At 53.6% G+C, this 14,945-nt stretch carries 18 protein-coding genes and 1 pseudogene; 12 read left to right on the forward strand and 7 right to left on the reverse strand.

The genetic code is table 11. The annotated features are described in order from the left end of the window. Positions 1-182: 182 nt before the first annotated feature. Positions 183-371, forward strand: a complete 189-nt coding sequence (locus tag AC1DFB_RS09655) for a hypothetical protein (protein ID WP_480921148.1) — start codon at positions 183-185, stop codon at positions 369-371. A gap of 276 nt (positions 372-647) precedes the next feature. Here the strand turns inward: AC1DFB_RS09655 and AC1DFB_RS09660 are convergent, their stop codons facing one another. Then, the gene (locus AC1DFB_RS09660; protein WP_480921149.1) at positions 648-1,739 is read right to left on the reverse strand and encodes a hypothetical protein; all 1,092 of its coding nucleotides are present in this window, start codon (positions 1,737-1,739) and stop codon (positions 648-650) included. A 154-nt stretch (positions 1,740-1,893) separates the two neighbouring features. Between AC1DFB_RS09660 and AC1DFB_RS09665 the strand changes: the two genes are divergently transcribed. From AC1DFB_RS09665 to AC1DFB_RS09675, 3 genes are read left to right on the forward strand one after another with little or no spacing between them, the layout of a single operon-like run. Next, the gene (locus AC1DFB_RS09665) at positions 1,894-2,541 is read left to right on the forward strand and encodes a PepSY domain-containing protein (RefSeq protein WP_480758780.1); all 648 of its coding nucleotides are present in this window, start codon (positions 1,894-1,896) and stop codon (positions 2,539-2,541) included. Between the two features lie 38 nt (positions 2,542-2,579). Further along, complete coding sequence (locus tag AC1DFB_RS09670) at positions 2,580-3,239, forward strand: response regulator transcription factor (protein WP_480758777.1); 660 nt, start codon at positions 2,580-2,582, stop codon at positions 3,237-3,239. Further along, complete coding sequence (locus AC1DFB_RS09675) at positions 3,239-4,567, forward strand: ATP-binding protein (protein WP_480921150.1); 1,329 nt, start codon at positions 3,239-3,241, stop codon at positions 4,565-4,567. Before AC1DFB_RS09670 ends, AC1DFB_RS09675 begins: the two co-directional genes overlap by 1 nt. Positions 4,568-5,056: 489 nt before the next feature. Here the strand turns inward: AC1DFB_RS09675 and AC1DFB_RS09680 are convergent. Beyond that, positions 5,057-5,704, reverse strand: a pseudogene (locus AC1DFB_RS09680) (IS6 family transposase). On the opposite strand from AC1DFB_RS09680, the gene AC1DFB_RS09685 reads away from it, so the two are divergent. The 7 genes from AC1DFB_RS09685 to AC1DFB_RS09715 all read left to right on the forward strand — a co-directional run bounded on the left by AC1DFB_RS09685 (position 5,624) and on the right by AC1DFB_RS09715 (position 10,466). Continuing rightward, positions 5,624-5,824 (forward strand): hypothetical protein, encoded by a 201-nt coding sequence (locus AC1DFB_RS09685; protein ID WP_480760320.1) that lies wholly within the window; start codon positions 5,624-5,626, stop codon positions 5,822-5,824. The pseudogene AC1DFB_RS09680 and the gene AC1DFB_RS09685 sit on opposite strands and share 81 nt — an antisense overlap. A 73-nt stretch (positions 5,825-5,897) precedes the next feature. Continuing rightward, complete coding sequence (locus AC1DFB_RS09690) at positions 5,898-6,518, forward strand: glutathione S-transferase (protein ID WP_170567688.1); 621 nt, start codon at positions 5,898-5,900, stop codon at positions 6,516-6,518. A gap of 36 nt (positions 6,519-6,554) precedes the next feature. Continuing rightward, complete coding sequence (locus AC1DFB_RS09695; protein WP_480921151.1) at positions 6,555-7,223, forward strand: cupin domain-containing protein; 669 nt, start codon at positions 6,555-6,557, stop codon at positions 7,221-7,223. A gap of 3 nt (positions 7,224-7,226) precedes the next feature. Further along, on the forward strand, positions 7,227-7,910 hold the full coding sequence (locus AC1DFB_RS09700) for an SDR family NAD(P)-dependent oxidoreductase (RefSeq protein ID WP_480921152.1): 684 nt from the start codon (positions 7,227-7,229) through the stop codon (positions 7,908-7,910). A 3-nt stretch (positions 7,911-7,913) separates the two neighbouring features. Beyond that, positions 7,914-8,975: a flavin monoamine oxidase family protein gene (locus tag AC1DFB_RS09705; protein WP_480921153.1), complete on the forward strand. Its 1,062-nt coding sequence runs from the start codon at positions 7,914-7,916 to the stop codon at positions 8,973-8,975. 6 nt (positions 8,976-8,981) lie between these two features. Then, positions 8,982-9,545 (forward strand): TetR/AcrR family transcriptional regulator, encoded by a 564-nt coding sequence (locus tag AC1DFB_RS09710; protein ID WP_480921154.1) that lies wholly within the window; start codon positions 8,982-8,984, stop codon positions 9,543-9,545. A gap of 63 nt (positions 9,546-9,608) precedes the next feature. Continuing rightward, positions 9,609-10,466, forward strand: coding sequence for an SDR family oxidoreductase (locus tag AC1DFB_RS09715; RefSeq protein ID WP_480921155.1), 858 nt, complete (start codon positions 9,609-9,611; stop codon positions 10,464-10,466). Positions 10,467-10,469: 3 nt separating this feature from the next. On the opposite strand, the gene AC1DFB_RS09720 is transcribed toward AC1DFB_RS09715, so the two are convergent. Next, on the reverse strand, positions 10,470-10,580 hold the full coding sequence (locus AC1DFB_RS09720; protein ID WP_480921156.1) for a CGNR zinc finger domain-containing protein: 111 nt from the start codon (positions 10,578-10,580) through the stop codon (positions 10,470-10,472). A 125-nt stretch (positions 10,581-10,705) separates the two neighbouring features. Between AC1DFB_RS09720 and AC1DFB_RS09725 the strand changes: the two genes are divergently transcribed. Further along, entirely contained in the window at positions 10,706-11,023 is a 318-nt protein-coding gene (locus tag AC1DFB_RS09725; protein WP_480921157.1) for a hypothetical protein, read from the forward strand. Between the two features lie 196 nt (positions 11,024-11,219). Here the strand turns inward: AC1DFB_RS09725 and AC1DFB_RS09730 are convergent, their stop codons facing one another. The 4 genes from AC1DFB_RS09730 to AC1DFB_RS09745 all read right to left on the reverse strand — a co-directional run bounded on the left by AC1DFB_RS09730 (position 11,220) and on the right by AC1DFB_RS09745 (position 14,810). After that, positions 11,220-12,167, reverse strand: a complete 948-nt coding sequence (locus AC1DFB_RS09730; RefSeq protein ID WP_480921158.1) for a hypothetical protein — start codon at positions 12,165-12,167, stop codon at positions 11,220-11,222. A 52-nt stretch (positions 12,168-12,219) separates the two neighbouring features. Then, the gene (locus AC1DFB_RS09735; RefSeq protein WP_170392807.1) at positions 12,220-13,176 is read right to left on the reverse strand and encodes an HlyD family secretion protein; all 957 of its coding nucleotides are present in this window, start codon (positions 13,174-13,176) and stop codon (positions 12,220-12,222) included. Between the two features lie 104 nt (positions 13,177-13,280). Further along, positions 13,281-14,360, reverse strand: coding sequence for an AI-2E family transporter (locus AC1DFB_RS09740; protein WP_170403697.1), 1,080 nt, complete (start codon positions 14,358-14,360; stop codon positions 13,281-13,283). A gap of 180 nt (positions 14,361-14,540) precedes the next feature. Continuing rightward, positions 14,541-14,810 (reverse strand): potassium channel family protein, encoded by a 270-nt coding sequence (locus tag AC1DFB_RS09745; RefSeq protein ID WP_480439390.1) that lies wholly within the window; start codon positions 14,808-14,810, stop codon positions 14,541-14,543. Positions 14,811-14,945: the final 135 nt, after the last annotated feature.

Raw genomic sequence — 14,945 nt, forward strand, 5'->3', positions numbered from 1 at the left:
CACCAAGAACGGGTATTCTTCGTCCATCTGGTCGCCCGCCTATTCGTTTGTCTTTATTTCGCGAACAACATTAACCGAACGTGAACAATGTATTCTCAGAGTGTTCAAACAGTCTCAGGCATAGTGATTGTGTTGGATCAATCGGAATGTTGTTCCGTTTGATCGCTGACGAGGGGAAACGCATGATCAAGCCTGCCTTTGTGACTGAAAAGTCCAGCACAACAGCTGTGATGCAAACCTCCGGCAAGATTGCCGAAGAGCGTTTGTCAATCACGACCAAGTCGAGCAGTGGTCGCTTCCCTCCTATCGAAAGTGCATTAACACAGATCGTCAAAAACAAGCGACTTTCCGAGGCACATAACAACGTCTGAAGGCAGTTCAGCAGACCCCCACACAATTCCCGATATCTGTCCAAAATATTGGAATTGAAAACTGAACCCCGCTCCAACTTGGAGCGGGGTTTCTTTTTCCGCGTGGTCGATGTGAGGGATGCGAGGCTTGTAGCCTTCGTTTTTATGGCTCGGCCTCATATTATGCGGGCCAACCATTTCTCGCCTTTGCGAAGCGTATGGCTGGCCCGGCATTCAGTACTTCCGTGAGTGGTTGGTACTGCGTGTATCGTGAGGCGAATAAGCTGTTGCCTGTTCTTACAGGCCCAGGAGCGACTTTACCTCTTGCTCAACGGCATCCGTGACGGGTTTGTTGGCTGCAGCTTCCAAGGCTTTCCGCTCGGTCAACCGCCGCTCTTCAACCAGATCAGCCAGTTCCCGCACTTCCTCAGTCGCTTCTTCGTATTCGACAGCGGTCTGTCTTTCATCGTTCAGGTCCTGGGCTTCTTCGACCGAACTCTCTAGATCTGCGCGCGCTTGATCAAGTTGTTCCTCAATCTCAGGATCAGCTCCACCTGCATCCTCCAGCGCTTGTTCAAGTTCTTCGACTCTCTCTTGGTTCTCCTGCACATCATCCAACGCAGTTCGCAGGTCTTCCTCGATTTCGGATATAGTCCGCTCTGGCGGCTCCAGTCTGGCAAGCTCTTCCAATTGCTCCGCAAGTTCCTCACGCAACGGTTCGCCAGCCAAAACGGTATCGCGATAGTAGGCAATTCGACCGACGCGAGAGGTGGGCGCTGCGTTCGCCAGTGCAGTTGCGCTGGCGTTAGCCGCGTTCAGCGCACCCAACTCGGACGGATGGGCACCAAGAAGTGCTGCCATCCTGTTGCCTTTGGTCCGGACGGCCGGACGTATGGATTCTTCAACGATCACGGATTTTGAAGGCTTCTTGTACGTCCGTGGCTTTTGCTTGCCGCCACCTGTTGTTGACCCTTTCCTGGAGGTGGTAACCGTTCTCGATTTACCTTTTCCGCTGAAGATGTCCTTCAACGAGATACGACCGCCATTGCCGAATACAGACCGCGAAGCTTTGGACTTCGAGTTGCCGTTGTTGGATTTTCCTGCAGTCCGGCCAGCTTGACCTTTGTCAACACTCTTCTTTCCGCCTTTGTTCCCGGCAGAGCTATGGTCGCCGCGGTCTCCTTTTCCAGAGTTGCCCTTACCGCCGCTGTTACCCTTTCCACCGCCGTTGCCGTTGTCACCGCCTTTACCATTTCCTCCACCGTTGCCTTTTCCTTCTTTTGCAAAGGCAACATCAGGCGCGGCGACGGTGGCTATGATGGCGGTTGAACCCAGCAACGCAATTGCCAGGGTCGATGCTTTGAGCAGTCCCAAACTGGTGGTTTTCATATCGACCTCCTCGGTGGAAATCAGCGGGTAGCAGTTTTCTGAAACAACTCGCTGTGTTCTATCGTCTCGATTCGCGCCCGAATCTCATATGATTGTTCCCATTTAACTTGAGAGCGCTTGAACGCAGAGCTAACTGCTTGTTCATCATCGGTTCATGTCGAACGGCGTAATCTTACGCCAGGAAATATTGAGAGCTTTTATGCGTGCGTACGTTTTCTTGTTGGTTGCAAACGTGCTTGTTGCTTTACCCAGTGGGGAAGCGGGTGCCGAAACACGTGAGCTCAAGCAAGGTGAACTGCGCAAGGCGACTCTGACAGGTGACACGATCCGGCTGAAGCGGGTCATCAATGGTGTTGAGAAAGCTTTCGGTGGCACACCTGTCGATGCGCGCGCCTTTCAGGCGGACCAGATTTACTATCGTATTCTCGTTAAGAAGCCCGATGGAAAAATCGTTAGCGTCATTGTGAATGCTCAAACCGGTGCCGTTGTTTCCAACCGAACCAGCGTGGCCCGCCAAATTTCAAAAGCTGCGCGGTCTGGGTCTGCAAATGCCGACAAGAACAGCAACCGCAGCACCAGTAACAACCGTGGTGCCTCTGCAAGCCGCGGCAGCAGCGGCGAGAATGGCAACAGAGGCGGCGGAAACGGGGGCGGCAATGGCGGAGGCAACGGTGGCGGAAACGGCAATGGCGGCGGAAATGGTAATTCCGGGGGAAATGGTAACGGCAATGGCAATTCCGATGGGAATGGCAACGGTAATGGCAATTCCGGTGGGAACGGCAAAGGCAAGGGTAAAAAATAGGGCTTAATTCAAAGCCATTGTGATTGTAGTTTTTGAATATGAGAGTACTTCTGGCCGAAGATGAGCCGCAGTTGTGCGAGCAGATCAAAAAGCTTCTGAGTGCAGAAGGCCGCGTAGTGGACGTGGCCAACAATGGTACGGATGCGCTTCACTTGGGGGCGACCGAACCATACGACATGATCATCCTAGACATTGGATTGCCCGAGCGCGATGGCATCTCCGTCCTGCGCGAATGGCGTGGCGCAGGGATCAAGACGCCGGTGTTGATCCTAACAGCCCGCGATGGTTGGAGTGAACGCGTAGATGGCCTTGACGCAGGCGCGGATGATTACATGACCAAGCCGTTTCACATGCCAGAACTGGCCGCACGTGTCCGCGCGATCCTGCGCCGACAGAGCGGTCAATTGAATCCTGTGATCGAAATGGGGGACGTCTCTTTGGATACACGAAACGGACGGGTCAGCGTAGGTGGAATTCCCGTTGATCTGACCGCGCAGGAAATAGCTGTCCTGACATACCTTGCGCATAATCTCGGGCGCATGGTGTCGCGTACTGAGCTGTCCGAACATATCTACGAATATGATGGTGACAGGGATTCGAACACCATTGCCGTTTTCATAACCCGGCTGCGTAAGAAACTCGGCCCTGACCTAATAACAACGGTCAGAGGACGCGGCTATATGATCGATACCGCCTGATGTTATCGCTGCGCCAACGCGCGTTGCTTGGCGGCCTCGCCACAGGTGCGCTTTCTGTCGGCGTTGGAACTTTGGTTGTTTTTTCCTACATCAATGCGCGCGTTCTTGAGCAGTTCGACGAGACGCTGCGCAATAGACATACGCAGCTGGTTGTCGGGTTGAGCGCGACGACGGACAGCCCCGAGGCCTTACGTGATCTCATGTTCGACCCGGCCTATGGAACGCCGTTTTCAGGCAGATACTGGCAGGTGACCGATGCAAACGGGGTTACATTCACATCGGCCTCACTCTTTGACGAAACTATTTCTGAACCTGCGCGTGTGAGTGATGAGACCCTCGTTTGGAACACCACAGGTCCGGACAGCGAGGCCGTTCGCAGCGCTTATCAGAAAATCACCTTCGAAGACGGAACAGAATGGAGCGTGACGGTCGCCGAAAGCAGGCTTGAACTGATCAGCGAACGTCGCGCCGCGCAGAACAACTTGCTTCCAGTATTTGGGCTGGTCGGTCTGATTGGAGTTGCGGGTTCGCTGCTGTTGATGTCAGCAATTGTCGGTCCTCTCAGGAAATTACGCGCAGATGTGGCGCATCGTTGGGACAAGGGGGATGATCTTAGGCCGAAAGACTATCCGGAAGAGGTTTCGCCACTTGTCGAAGACCTCAATCAACTTCTGCACAGAAATCGCGAGATTGTGGCCGGCTCGCGGCGGCAAGCGGCGGACCTGGCGCATGCGCTGAAAACACCGACAGCAATCCTCAGAAATGAACTGAAAAGCTTGTCGGAAACCGGAGCTGATACCACTCAGGCAGAAGAGGCATTGGGTCGGATCGATGCCCAGCTTGGCCGCTCTCTCGCACGTATGCGTGCGACCAATACTGGAGAATTGACACATTCAAAAACCGATCTTTCGAACTCGGTCGGGAGATTGTCCAGACTATTTTCGGTCATGGCAGAGCGCGAGGGGAAATCACTTACTCCAGATCACGACGCCGGTCTCTGGGTGCGAATGGACACTCAGGACGTAGAAGAAGTGATTGGTAACCTTCTCGACAACGCTCTCAAATGGTGCCAAACAACAGTTCAGATCACCGCAAAGCGTGTTGAAGAGGGCATTCAGATCTGCATTGAGGATGACGGGCCTGGTATTCCTGAAATTGCACGTGAAGGAGTGCTTCGTTCGGGAGGTCGTTTAGACACTTCTGTCAGTGGCACCGGTTTGGGTTTGGCAATAGCCGTTGATCTGCTGAATGCATATGGATGCAAACTGACACTAGATACATCCCAAAAACTCGGCGGCTTGGCTTGCCAAATTCTGATTTCAAAATAAACACAATTGCACATAGGCACACATCAGCCGTTGAGTTCAGTCAATCGAATTGCAATTTTTTTCAGATTATGGGTTCGAACAGTCTTTGGCTTTGACCGTGCTGGGAATAGCGGCAGCATGAACCGCGACCGCGGCATGGCAGCTCGATGTAGCGTAACCGCTTTGAGCTGCAGCCTTCACTTTGCAAAGTCCGCTTTCTGCGCAATGCGGCCATTATTCCACGACGCAGCATTCGCTACAAAGGGCTCACAGCGGTCATTCGACAAGTTCAGATGAACGACCGCAGTGCGGACGAAGCCACCGCTGGCCGTAGTACTGCGCCTTTGTTCCGCACGAACGACCGCCTAGCGGACAAAGCTAACCGCATTTGAGATAACTTTTGCCCGTCTCAATCCATGATCTTCTTACAGATCCAGTGCTGGAATGATCCCACATTGTTGCTGTCAGACGAATTTTAGCCAGTCTCAGTTTGCCGCGGAAACCGTGAACCTATCCAGAACAAAGTTCGCGCCACTCGGCGAGAGCGGCGGTGCGCGACAGCTTGAAGGTGTCTCGGCAGGCTAGAGATCTTTCCTGATTGAAGTGGTTGTAAACGGAGGAATAGACGGAGGCGAATTTCTGTAACCTTCGCATGCGCCTGAACCGTTGGTTGGCGCGTCCTCTTGGTCGGAACGGGAGGTGCGAGTTCTCGACGCGGTTGTTGAGCCATCTACCCGTCGGTTGTTTTTCGAGCGCGACCAGCTCTCTGACCGCGACTTTGTATCCGGTGAAGCGATCCGTGACGACGGCTTCCGCATGGCCGTGTCGATTCATCAATTTCTTTAGAAATTTCAATGCTGCAGCTTTGTTTCGACGTTTGGTGACAACGGCTTCTAGCACCTCACCTTCTTCATCGATAGCCCACCAAAGATAATGCCGCTTGCCATTCACCTTCACAATAACCTCGTCCAACTACCACTTCCATTTGGAGTATGCTCTCAATTGCTAAACACGCTTCCGCTTTATCTCAGCAGCAAATATCGGGCCAAACCTGTTCCATCAATATCGGAGGGTTTCGTGGCTCACGTCGATCCCTCGCTCGTGCAGCAGAACTTCGACATTCCGAAACGAAAGCGGGAAGCGGATGTACAGCATCACCGCAAGGCGGATGATCTCGGGACTGGATTTAAACTGTTTGAAGGAGGCAGGTCTGGTCATCTGCAAAAGCTACGCAACCGCCCTGCCCGCCTCAAGCCAAGTTCTTCTGACAAGACGTAAAAAAGGCTTGTAATAATATCTACCTATTGATAGGTAGTTTTCATGAAGCACAAACCCCGACGGAGGTACTCAGATGAAGATATATGATGTCGAAGGGTTCCCGAACCCTGCCCGTGTTCGTATTGCGCTGGCTGAAAAAGGCGCGTCAGACAAAGTTGAATTCATCCCTGTGGATGTGATGGGCGGCGAACATCGTACGCCTGAGTTCAAAGCCAAAAACCCCGATGCCGCAGTGCCTTGTTTGGAACTGGAAGATGGATCGCACATCGCTCAATGCAACGCGATCACTGAATATATCGACGCAACCTTCGATGGCCCATCATTGACCGGCGTGACTGCGCAAGAGCGCGCCCGAATCTCGATGATGAATCTGCGCGCGGAAAACGGTCTCTTGAATGCAGTCGGCACCTACTTCCACCATGCCACACCTGGCCTCGGCCCGGACCTGGAAACCTATCAATGCGTCGAATGGGGCAACAAACAGAAAGAGGTTGCCGGAAACACAATGGCCTATCTGGATGCGGTATTGGCCGAAAACGAATACTTGGCCGGAGACACATTCTCTGTGGCCGATATCACCGCCTTTGCAGGATTGGCGTTCGCCGATTTTGCCAAAGTTGAAATTCCTGAAACCCTGACCAACCTGCAAGCTTGGCGTGCTAAGATGGCGGCCCGTCCATCTATCGCCGGCTAAGCGAGAACTGCCATTTAAGTTGAAAGGACCCCTCCCATGGAACTCAACTCGGACTTCTCTTCGCGTGTCGTTGTTCACTCTGATCAGCTTGAGTGGCAGGCCTCGCCCATGAAGGGTGTGGACCGGCGCATGCTGGACCGAATTGGTGGCGAAGTCGCCCGCGCCACCACCATTGTGCGCTATGCACCAGGCAGCAAATTCTCGGCCCACACCCATACGGGTGGTGAAGAGTTCATAGTTTTGGACGGCGTCTTTCAGGATGAGCATGGCGATTTTCCCGAAGGCACTTATGTGCGCAATCCCCCAACGACCGAGCATACGCCCGGCTCAGAACCCGGCTGCACGATCTTCGTCAAACTCTGGCAGTTTGACATGGATGATCGCAATCAGTTCCGCAAAACCATGGCCGACGAACTGGCCGCACCCGTGAACGGGGTCGCCACTGCGACCCTGCACAAGGATGACCGCGAGGTTGTCACTTACAGCCATGTTGATGCAGGCACCGAGATTACTTCGAATGCGCAGGGTGGTATCGAGCTGTTAATGATTGGCGGATCGCTGACCTCAGGCGGTGACGTTCTGAAAAAGAACGACTGGCTACGCCTGCCTGAGGGTGAAGCGCTGTCGGCTATGGCTGGCCCAGACGGGGCGAAGGTCTGGATGAAGACTGGCCACCTGCCCTTTGCACAGCCACCGGTGGTTTAATTCATGAGTAGAAAGAAACCTCTGGCGATTGTCGCCGGTGCGGGGGCTGGCCTTGGCCAGTCCCTTCTCGCGCGGTTTCAGGCAAGTGGCATGACGGCCATTGGTCTTGGACGGACGCAGCCGCAGGAAACGATCGCGCCGTTTCATCAGGTCGATCTGTCCGATCCGAGTGCGGTTGCGCCAGTGATTTCTGAATTGATCGCTACGCATGGCCCGCCGAAGATCGTGGTGCACAATACGGCTGAGCTGGTGATCGCGCCATTCCCCGAAACCGCATTGGAAGACTATCAGAGAACGTGGACATCAATGGTGCAATCTTTGGTCCTGCTGGGGCAATGTGTTCTGCAACCGATGGTGCGCGGCGGTGGTGGCGCGCTGATCGTTTCGGGGGCCACAGCGTCGCTGCGCGGCGGCCCACGGTTTTCCGCTTTTGCGTCGGCTAAGTTCGCCCTGCGCGGGCTGACACAATCGCTGGCACGTGAATATCAACCGGATGGCGTACATATCTCGCACGTCGTTCTGGACGGGATCATCGATACACCCCGCTCGCGGGATTTGCACTCGCTGGATCCGTCGAAGATGATGAAACCGGACGAGATTGCCGAGGCCTACTGGCAGTTAGCCCATCAACCGCAATCCACCTGGACCCATGAGCTGGACCTGCGCCCGGCATCTGAGGGGTTCTGAGCGATGCAGACGCAAACTCTGATCATTGGCGCAGGCCTTTCTGGCCTCTGCCTTGCGCGACAGCTACAGGCACGAAACCATGACTACCTGCTGGTCGAAGCGCGGGGTCGTCCGGGCGGACGTATCTTGACGGAAAGGCTGGAGGGTGGGTACTTCGACATGGGTCCCGCCTGGTTCTGGCCGGGGCAGCCGCGTATTGCAGCGTTAATAAAGCGGCTCGGACAGGAGTGGTTCGAGCAATATTCAACAGGCGCTCTCTGCTTTGAAAACGAGATCGGCCAGGTCGAGCGCGATCGCGGGTTTGCCTCGATGCAAGGGTCTTATCGCTTGAAAGGTGGTCTGGGCGCCCTCACTGATGCGCTTGCCGCTGAGATACCGCCGAAGCGGCTCATCTTATCCGCGCCTATCGTCGGGTTAGAGAAGTCTGCGTCTGGGATCACCGCGACCGCTCAAACTGGGCAGGTCATCCATGCTCAGGAAGTCGTACTGGCCCTCCCTCCTCGCGTGGCGAGCAAGATCGCGTTCTCACCTGCTTTACCAGATGAAGCTTTAGCGGCAATGACTGGGATCGCGACTTGGATGGCCGGCCAGGCCAAAGTCATCGCTGTCTATGATACCCCGTTCTGGCGCACGGCCGGGCTGTCCGGTGACGCGATGAGCCGCAGGGGGCCGATGGTGGAAATACACGACGCCTCCCCTGCCGAGGGCGGACCTTACGCGTTGTTCGGCTTTATCGGCTTACCCCCGCGCACCCGCAGTAACGAAGAACGGCTGCGGCAGTTGCTCAAAGAGCAACTGTCCCGGCTGTTCGGCGCCGAAGCTGCGGAGCCAAAGACACTCTTTGTCAAAGATTGGGCCTTTGACCCGTTCACCTCTATCGAAGCGGATCAACAGCCGTTATACGCTCATCCGCAATACGGGCTGCCCCATGCGATGACCCGTCTGTGGGATGGCCGACTAATCTTTGGCGGGACCGAAGTTGCACCACAGTTCGGGGGCTATATCGAAGGCGCCCTGGAGACTGCGGAAAACGCGCTGGCCCTGATCATGACGGAAAAGGTTTGAGCACGTATGACGAGTGATACCAAGACTGCCCTTCTGGATGTTGCCGAACACGCTGCGCGCGCGAGGGGGTTTGACGGGTTCAGCTATGCCGATCTGGCAGAGGCGGTGGGTATTCGCAAGGCGTCAATCCACTATCATTTCCCGACCAAAGCAGCGCTGTCGGCGGCACTCATGGATCGCTATCATGAAACCCTGCAGGCAGAGTGCAACCGCATCCGGGTAGAACACAAAACCGGGGCCGAGCAATTGCTGGCCCTGATCGACCTCTACCGGGATGCACTCAATGACGGGAAAACCTTGTGCCTCTGCGTGTCGCTTATCAGCAGCCGTGAAAGCCTTTCGGATGACGTGATCCAAAAGATCAAAAAATTCCGCGCCATGATGGTTACCCAAATCGAAGAGATCCTGAAGCTTGGCCAAGAGGACAAGTCAATCACCGGTATCACCGATCCGATCTCGGAGTCCCGTGCGATACTGGCCCTTTTGGAAGGCGCGCATCTGACCGCGCGCGCAGAAGAGAATGTGAATACCTTCGATGAGGCTTTGGGCGTTTTAAAGTCCCGCTGTTGACCTTCGCCCCGACACATCGGATCGTTGCCGCAAGCAATTCATTTGATATTCGGAGCTTCCATTATGCCCAAAGTCATTCTGATCACCGGCACGTCAACCGGCCTTGGTGTTCAAATCGCCGTACAAGCAGCCCAAGCGGGCCATACTGTCTACGCTACTATGCGAAACCTCGCCAAGCGTGGCATCTTGGATGCGGCCGCCTCTGACGCTGGTGTCAATTTCAACGTGCTTGAGCTGGACGTGCAGAACAGCGCCAGCGTAAACGCCGCAGTCGATCAGATCATCGCGAACGAGGGGCGGATCGATAAGCTGATCAACAATGCGGGTGCCGGATTTGTTCGTACAACCGAACAAGCCAGCGAAGAAGAGGTCGCCTGGGTCATGGATGTGAATTTCATGGGTGTCGTGCGCTGCACAAAAGCGGTGATGCCACACATGCGCGCAGCACGCTCGGGCCACGTCATCACAATCTCATCCGTAGGCGGCCTAGTGGGTCAGCCGTTCAACGAGATCTACTGCGCCGCAAAGTTCGCCGTTGAGGGATACACTGAGGCTCTGGCCAGCTATGTCACGTCCAATTTCGGTATCCATTTCTCGACAGTTGAACCGGGCGGTATTCAATCCGAGTTTGCGACCAATGTGCTTAAACATGTCGAGGCCACGGGCGGGATGCTTGAGGATGAGTATCTACCTATTCTCCAGAAGTATATCGGTGGCGCTCAGGCGCGAATGGATGGCAGCGATATCTATCAAACTTCGGAACAAGTGGCATCAGTTGTCATGGGCGTGATTGAAGCCTCTGACCCGCCGATCCGCGTTCGCACTTCAAACTGGGGTGAGGCGTTTACTCGCCTGAAAACCGAAGCAGACCCGGATGGAAAAAAGCAACAAGCAGCCGTGATTGAGCAGTTCCTAAGCTGAGAGCTATTTGTGCGATGCTGGCCGGAAAGTGGCAGTCATGCTTCGGTTGCCGCAGGTTTCCATGCTACACCACCGGCGACGACCGCTCTTTGAGATGACGCGAAACACCAACACGTATTTAGCATGTACTCATTTCCTGATCCGTTTCAGATCTGTCTTTGTAAGCAGAGTCGCAAAGCTTTGCGCGACCAGCGCAATGGCCGTGTTTTTTATGCAAGGCTCTGGGTCTGAATGTCATCATGACGACACCAGAAGAACATGACAAAGAAACTGCTGTCGTTCAGGGGCTCACGCACCTCATAGCCAAAGTACTGCTGAGAATGGGACCGCTGCCGACGCGCATGACAACGAAGAGCTTCGACTTGTTGTCTGAGGCGATTTCCTTGGTTCAGAACGATGCGCCAGAAGTATTCGAAGCGACTGAGAAGGCCAATCCCTACGCCGAGACCGTGCGACGACAGTATTTCGATTTGGCCGCGAGTCTGAGTGTGGAGCTGGAAGCAGCATTGATTACACCGCCGACAATAAAAGCGGACATTGATGCAGCAGCTTCCTAGGTCGGCTTCGTCAGCGAGGCTGCCTTTCGTATTCGTTTTACAGAACGGCCATCGCTCAACCAGAGATCGCTTGACATAAAACCGCTTCAGCAATGTTCGCGGTTTATTATGGCGCTGCAATTCGAGCGATGGTTGCAAAAATCAGTCAAACTGGAAACTCTGCTGGTTTCAGCGCCAAGCTTTATCGCAACTAACTTCATGGAGTCGCCTGGCGCTCTTTTTCTGGCCAGAATTCATCCACCACGACATATGCGATAATTACAAAGAAAGCGGCGCTGGCGACTTGCAATACACGAGTGATGCTCTTGACGTCAGCCTCGTCTGAAAACGGCGCAACCGAGCCGCCATATACAATCAGAGCTGTTGTAATCGCGGAACCGGCGGCGGCGGCGAGAGGGAATTCTGACTTTCCAAGTGCTCCGAGTGTTAGGCAAAAGAAAAAACACAGCAGAATGGGGGTTAGAATGACCGGAGCTATTACGTTTATTTCATAGCATATGATGGATACTGCAGCCCCAAGTAGATTTGCCGTCAGCATAGCTTTTGCAACTGTTTTGCCTGCAGCAGGCATTGCCGCAAGTTGCTGGCTCAGCAGGGCGACAAAAAACAGAACCAACAAAGCAGAAGCGCCGGAAATAAAGAACGCCATAGCAAAGGGCACTGTGACAAGAGACATCCTGACTATTCGGCGATGTGAGTCGAAGTCCGGCGATGCTGCAGCTTTCTTTTGAGGTGCCGTTTGAGGTGCAGCGGGTATCAACACGAACATCAGCGTCGATACGAAGCCAGCAAATAGCAGGTTCAACGGGATCCAATACACGAGCACCAGAGCCAGATCCTGTGATTGCAGCACCAAATTCGGAATCATCAACGCCCCCATGAGAGCAATGACACCCGGCAATACTCCGGCACCGGAAACTGACCAAATGAAAGACAGGATTATTCCAATGGCCACCAGAATGAGAAACACAAGAGGATAAGGTGAGAAGACTGACGACAAAAGGAACGAAATGAACATCAATCCAATCGAGAAGACAAACAGCTTACCAAATGCTGCCAAAGGTAGTGCCGCAGGTGCTTGAAGGAAAAGGGCAGTAAACACCGCCCCAACAACGGCAAGGGGCCACCCAAGAAATAGGCCCAATGCAAAGACACCCGTAACACCCAGCGCAAGCCGGGTGACAGAGCTCTGATCCTCAGTACGCATAGGAGAAGATTGAAACTACGCGGATGTAGGCGCGGCCTACGAGGTTCAGCAACGAGTTGTCGCTTAGATACATGATCACATCGGCCTGCCCGTTCAGTTGAAAGCGAAGATCGTCTTCGGCACTTCCAGCTTCATAGCCGGGTAAAACAATCCTGACCGGAAACCTTTCAGGCTCCCGCAAAAATCCCTTGGTGCTTGGCGGGCTCGCCAATTGCCCCGGCTCATCACCGCCACTCAAAGAAACAGCAGCACTAAAGCTCTCAATGACGCCCGGAACAATCTTACCTGGATGCATATCCAACACCACATCAACCGGAGACCCTATTGAAGCTCTTCCCAGATTGTTCTCGGTAAAATACGCCTCTATCCAGACGTCGGTTGCATCCAGAAACGTCAAAAGATCCTGACCGGATCGCGCATACGTTCCGGGGGCAATCAGCAGATTAGAAATGACACCTGTCGCCGGAGCACGCAGTTCGGTCCATTCAAGGTTCAGTTCCGCATCCGCCAAGGCCGCCAATGCGCGCTGGATTTTCGGGTTTTCAATCCCATCGTCACCAAGCCTTTGCTTCGCTTTTTCCAAATCAGCTTTTGCGTTCTCAAAGTTTGCCTCAGATTCTGCCAGTTGTCCTCGTGCATCATCGGCCTTTGAGACGGCAATCAACCCTTTCTTTTCGAGCGCAAATACACGTTCCGTCTGAATGCGCATCGTATCCAGATCGCTCTGCGCCCTTGCGAGTTTGGCTTGTGCCGCACTTACCTCTGCCGAAGACGCACCCACCTCTTGGGTTGCCGCTTCAAGATCAGCTTCCGCCTTGGAACGCTCGATTTCGTAGGGTCTGGAATCTATTCGAACCAGAACATCACCTGCCGAAACGACTTGGCCGTTTTCAACCAAAACTTCCGTTACCGTTCCGGTCACCTGAGGCACGATTTGGGTGGCCACCGCTTTTACTCTGGCGTTCCCGGTAAATGGCGTTTTTCGATCAGCGACCAGATACCAGACAAGAAAAATCAGAATTATAGCCAGGGTTGTCCATATCGTTTTCCTCATTTCGCCGCACCTTCAACAGTGCCCTCGGCTTCAGGTGAGGTATCAATCCAAACCTTGAACAGCTCATAGAAGACAGCAAAGAGAACCGGCCCCATAAAAACGCCGATCAAACCGTATGCCATCATACCTCCCAGAACACCGATGAGGATGACCAGCATGGGAGTCTCAAGGCCTTTTGAGATGAACACGGGTCTTAGGAAACTGTCCATTATCATGACTGGAACGGCCAGTATGGTGAAGATCAAAGCAGTTCCGCCAGACATGGAGCTCCATGCGTAGATAATTACCGGTATAAGAACCAATCCGGGCCCGATTTGGATAATTGAGAGTATGAGGCAGACAAATGCCAGTGTGGCGGCCGAAGAAATCCCAAACAAAGCCAGCAGTATCCAAACGAAAACAGCCTGAATGGCTGCTACGCCAATCACGCCTTTTGTAACGTTCCGGATCGTTGCGCCTGCCAGTGTCACGAATTCACCGCCGCGTGGTGCAAAGACACGGTTGGCAAAGCGCTGAAGACCCTGGACCAAATTTGGCCCCGGGCTGAACAATGCTCCCATAATCAATACGGACAGAGCTAAGCCAAGAAGCCCGATACCAATGCCCAACACCTTTCCGAAGAGCGATTTGGTGATCTCAAGGATTTGCGCGCCGTATTTTGCAAGCGCGCCGTCAAGATTGCGCTCAAACATTCCCCAGACATCGGAGATTTTATTTCCAACCAACGGCAATTCCTTGAGGCCCTCGGGCGCAGGGGGGATTTTCAATTCACCCTTGTCTGCTTGTTCCGCGAATTCAGACCCTAGTTCTGCAGCACCAGACACCGCAGTTGCGACTGGCCCCAGGGTCAGAACAAGGCCCAACAGAACGATAATTGTTGTGGCAAGCTTCTTACGTCCTCCCAGCTTGGATTGCAGCCAATCAAATGCCGGGTAGAGCGCGACGCAGAGTATCGTTGCCCAGATAACCACACTTGCAAGCGGAGCCACCATGACCAGGGCGCTGTAGAGGAATAATCCGAGAAAGAGCAATCGTATCGCGAGGTCGACAATCTTCGCGTCCTGGGTCTTTTCCATTCCATCCCTCCACTATCTGTTTTCCAAACAATACACTCAAAAAACGTAATATGTATATTTTTTGAGTTTTCGGCGATCATCTATCAGTTTGAAGGTACGAGTGAATCCGAGGCACGGCTTCAGATGCGCGGTCGCACTGATACCTGCGCATGAACTCAAATTGCCTTAATTTGGGATAATCTATTTGTCCGTTTTTTCGTCGTCTTGGGACAAGATTGTATCTGCCACTGTGGTCGCCGCAGTCACGAAAACACCCAAGCCTACAATGATATATACCATTGTGAAGATTTTCCCCGCCGCAGTTTCAGGTGAGAAGTCACCGAACCCTACGGTCGAAATTGTCACTACGGAAAAGTAGATCGAGTCTAGCCAACTCCAACCTTCGACAAAGTGGTAGAAGACTGAGGCCCATAAAATCATTCCGACTGTGAAGGCAAGAAGGCCTTTCACTCTACCGTCCTTGAAAGCGACGCCTATCCCACGTGTTATTCTAGTTAGCGAATTCATTGTGTCCCCGTCGTTTGAAGAATTCATATATAACAGTAATTAGATGGATGTGGGAAATTGAAGTATTTTAACCGCCGC

Source organism: Ruegeria sp. S84 (genome assembly GCF_056583445.1).

Excerpts from the sequence above, each read along its gene's own strand:
- AC1DFB_RS09705 (WP_480921153.1), top strand. The coding sequence starts at position 7,914 with ATGCAGACGCAAACTCTGATCATTGGCGCAGGCCTTTCTGGCCTCTGC.
- AC1DFB_RS09690 (WP_170567688.1), top strand. The coding sequence starts at position 5,898 with ATGAAGATATATGATGTCGAAGGGTTCCCGAACCCTGCCCGTGTTCGT.
- AC1DFB_RS09675 (WP_480921150.1), top strand. The coding sequence starts at position 3,239 with ATGTTATCGCTGCGCCAACGCGCGTTGCTTGGCGGCCTCGCCACAGGT.
- AC1DFB_RS09670 (WP_480758777.1), top strand. The coding sequence starts at position 2,580 with ATGAGAGTACTTCTGGCCGAAGATGAGCCGCAGTTGTGCGAGCAGATC.
- AC1DFB_RS09695 (WP_480921151.1), top strand. The coding sequence starts at position 6,555 with ATGGAACTCAACTCGGACTTCTCTTCGCGTGTCGTTGTTCACTCTGAT.
- AC1DFB_RS09665 (WP_480758780.1), top strand. The coding sequence starts at position 1,894 with ATGTCGAACGGCGTAATCTTACGCCAGGAAATATTGAGAGCTTTTATG.
- AC1DFB_RS09740 (WP_170403697.1), bottom strand. The coding sequence starts at position 14,360 with ATGGAAAAGACCCAGGACGCGAAGATTGTCGACCTCGCGATACGATTG.
- AC1DFB_RS09700 (WP_480921152.1), top strand. The coding sequence starts at position 7,227 with ATGAGTAGAAAGAAACCTCTGGCGATTGTCGCCGGTGCGGGGGCTGGC.
- AC1DFB_RS09715 (WP_480921155.1), top strand. The coding sequence starts at position 9,609 with ATGCCCAAAGTCATTCTGATCACCGGCACGTCAACCGGCCTTGGTGTT.
- AC1DFB_RS09725 (WP_480921157.1), top strand. The coding sequence starts at position 10,706 with ATGACGACACCAGAAGAACATGACAAAGAAACTGCTGTCGTTCAGGGG.
- AC1DFB_RS09710 (WP_480921154.1), top strand. The coding sequence starts at position 8,982 with ATGACGAGTGATACCAAGACTGCCCTTCTGGATGTTGCCGAACACGCT.
- AC1DFB_RS09660 (WP_480921149.1), bottom strand. The coding sequence starts at position 1,739 with ATGAAAACCACCAGTTTGGGACTGCTCAAAGCATCGACCCTGGCAATT.
- AC1DFB_RS09655 (WP_480921148.1), top strand. The coding sequence starts at position 183 with ATGATCAAGCCTGCCTTTGTGACTGAAAAGTCCAGCACAACAGCTGTG.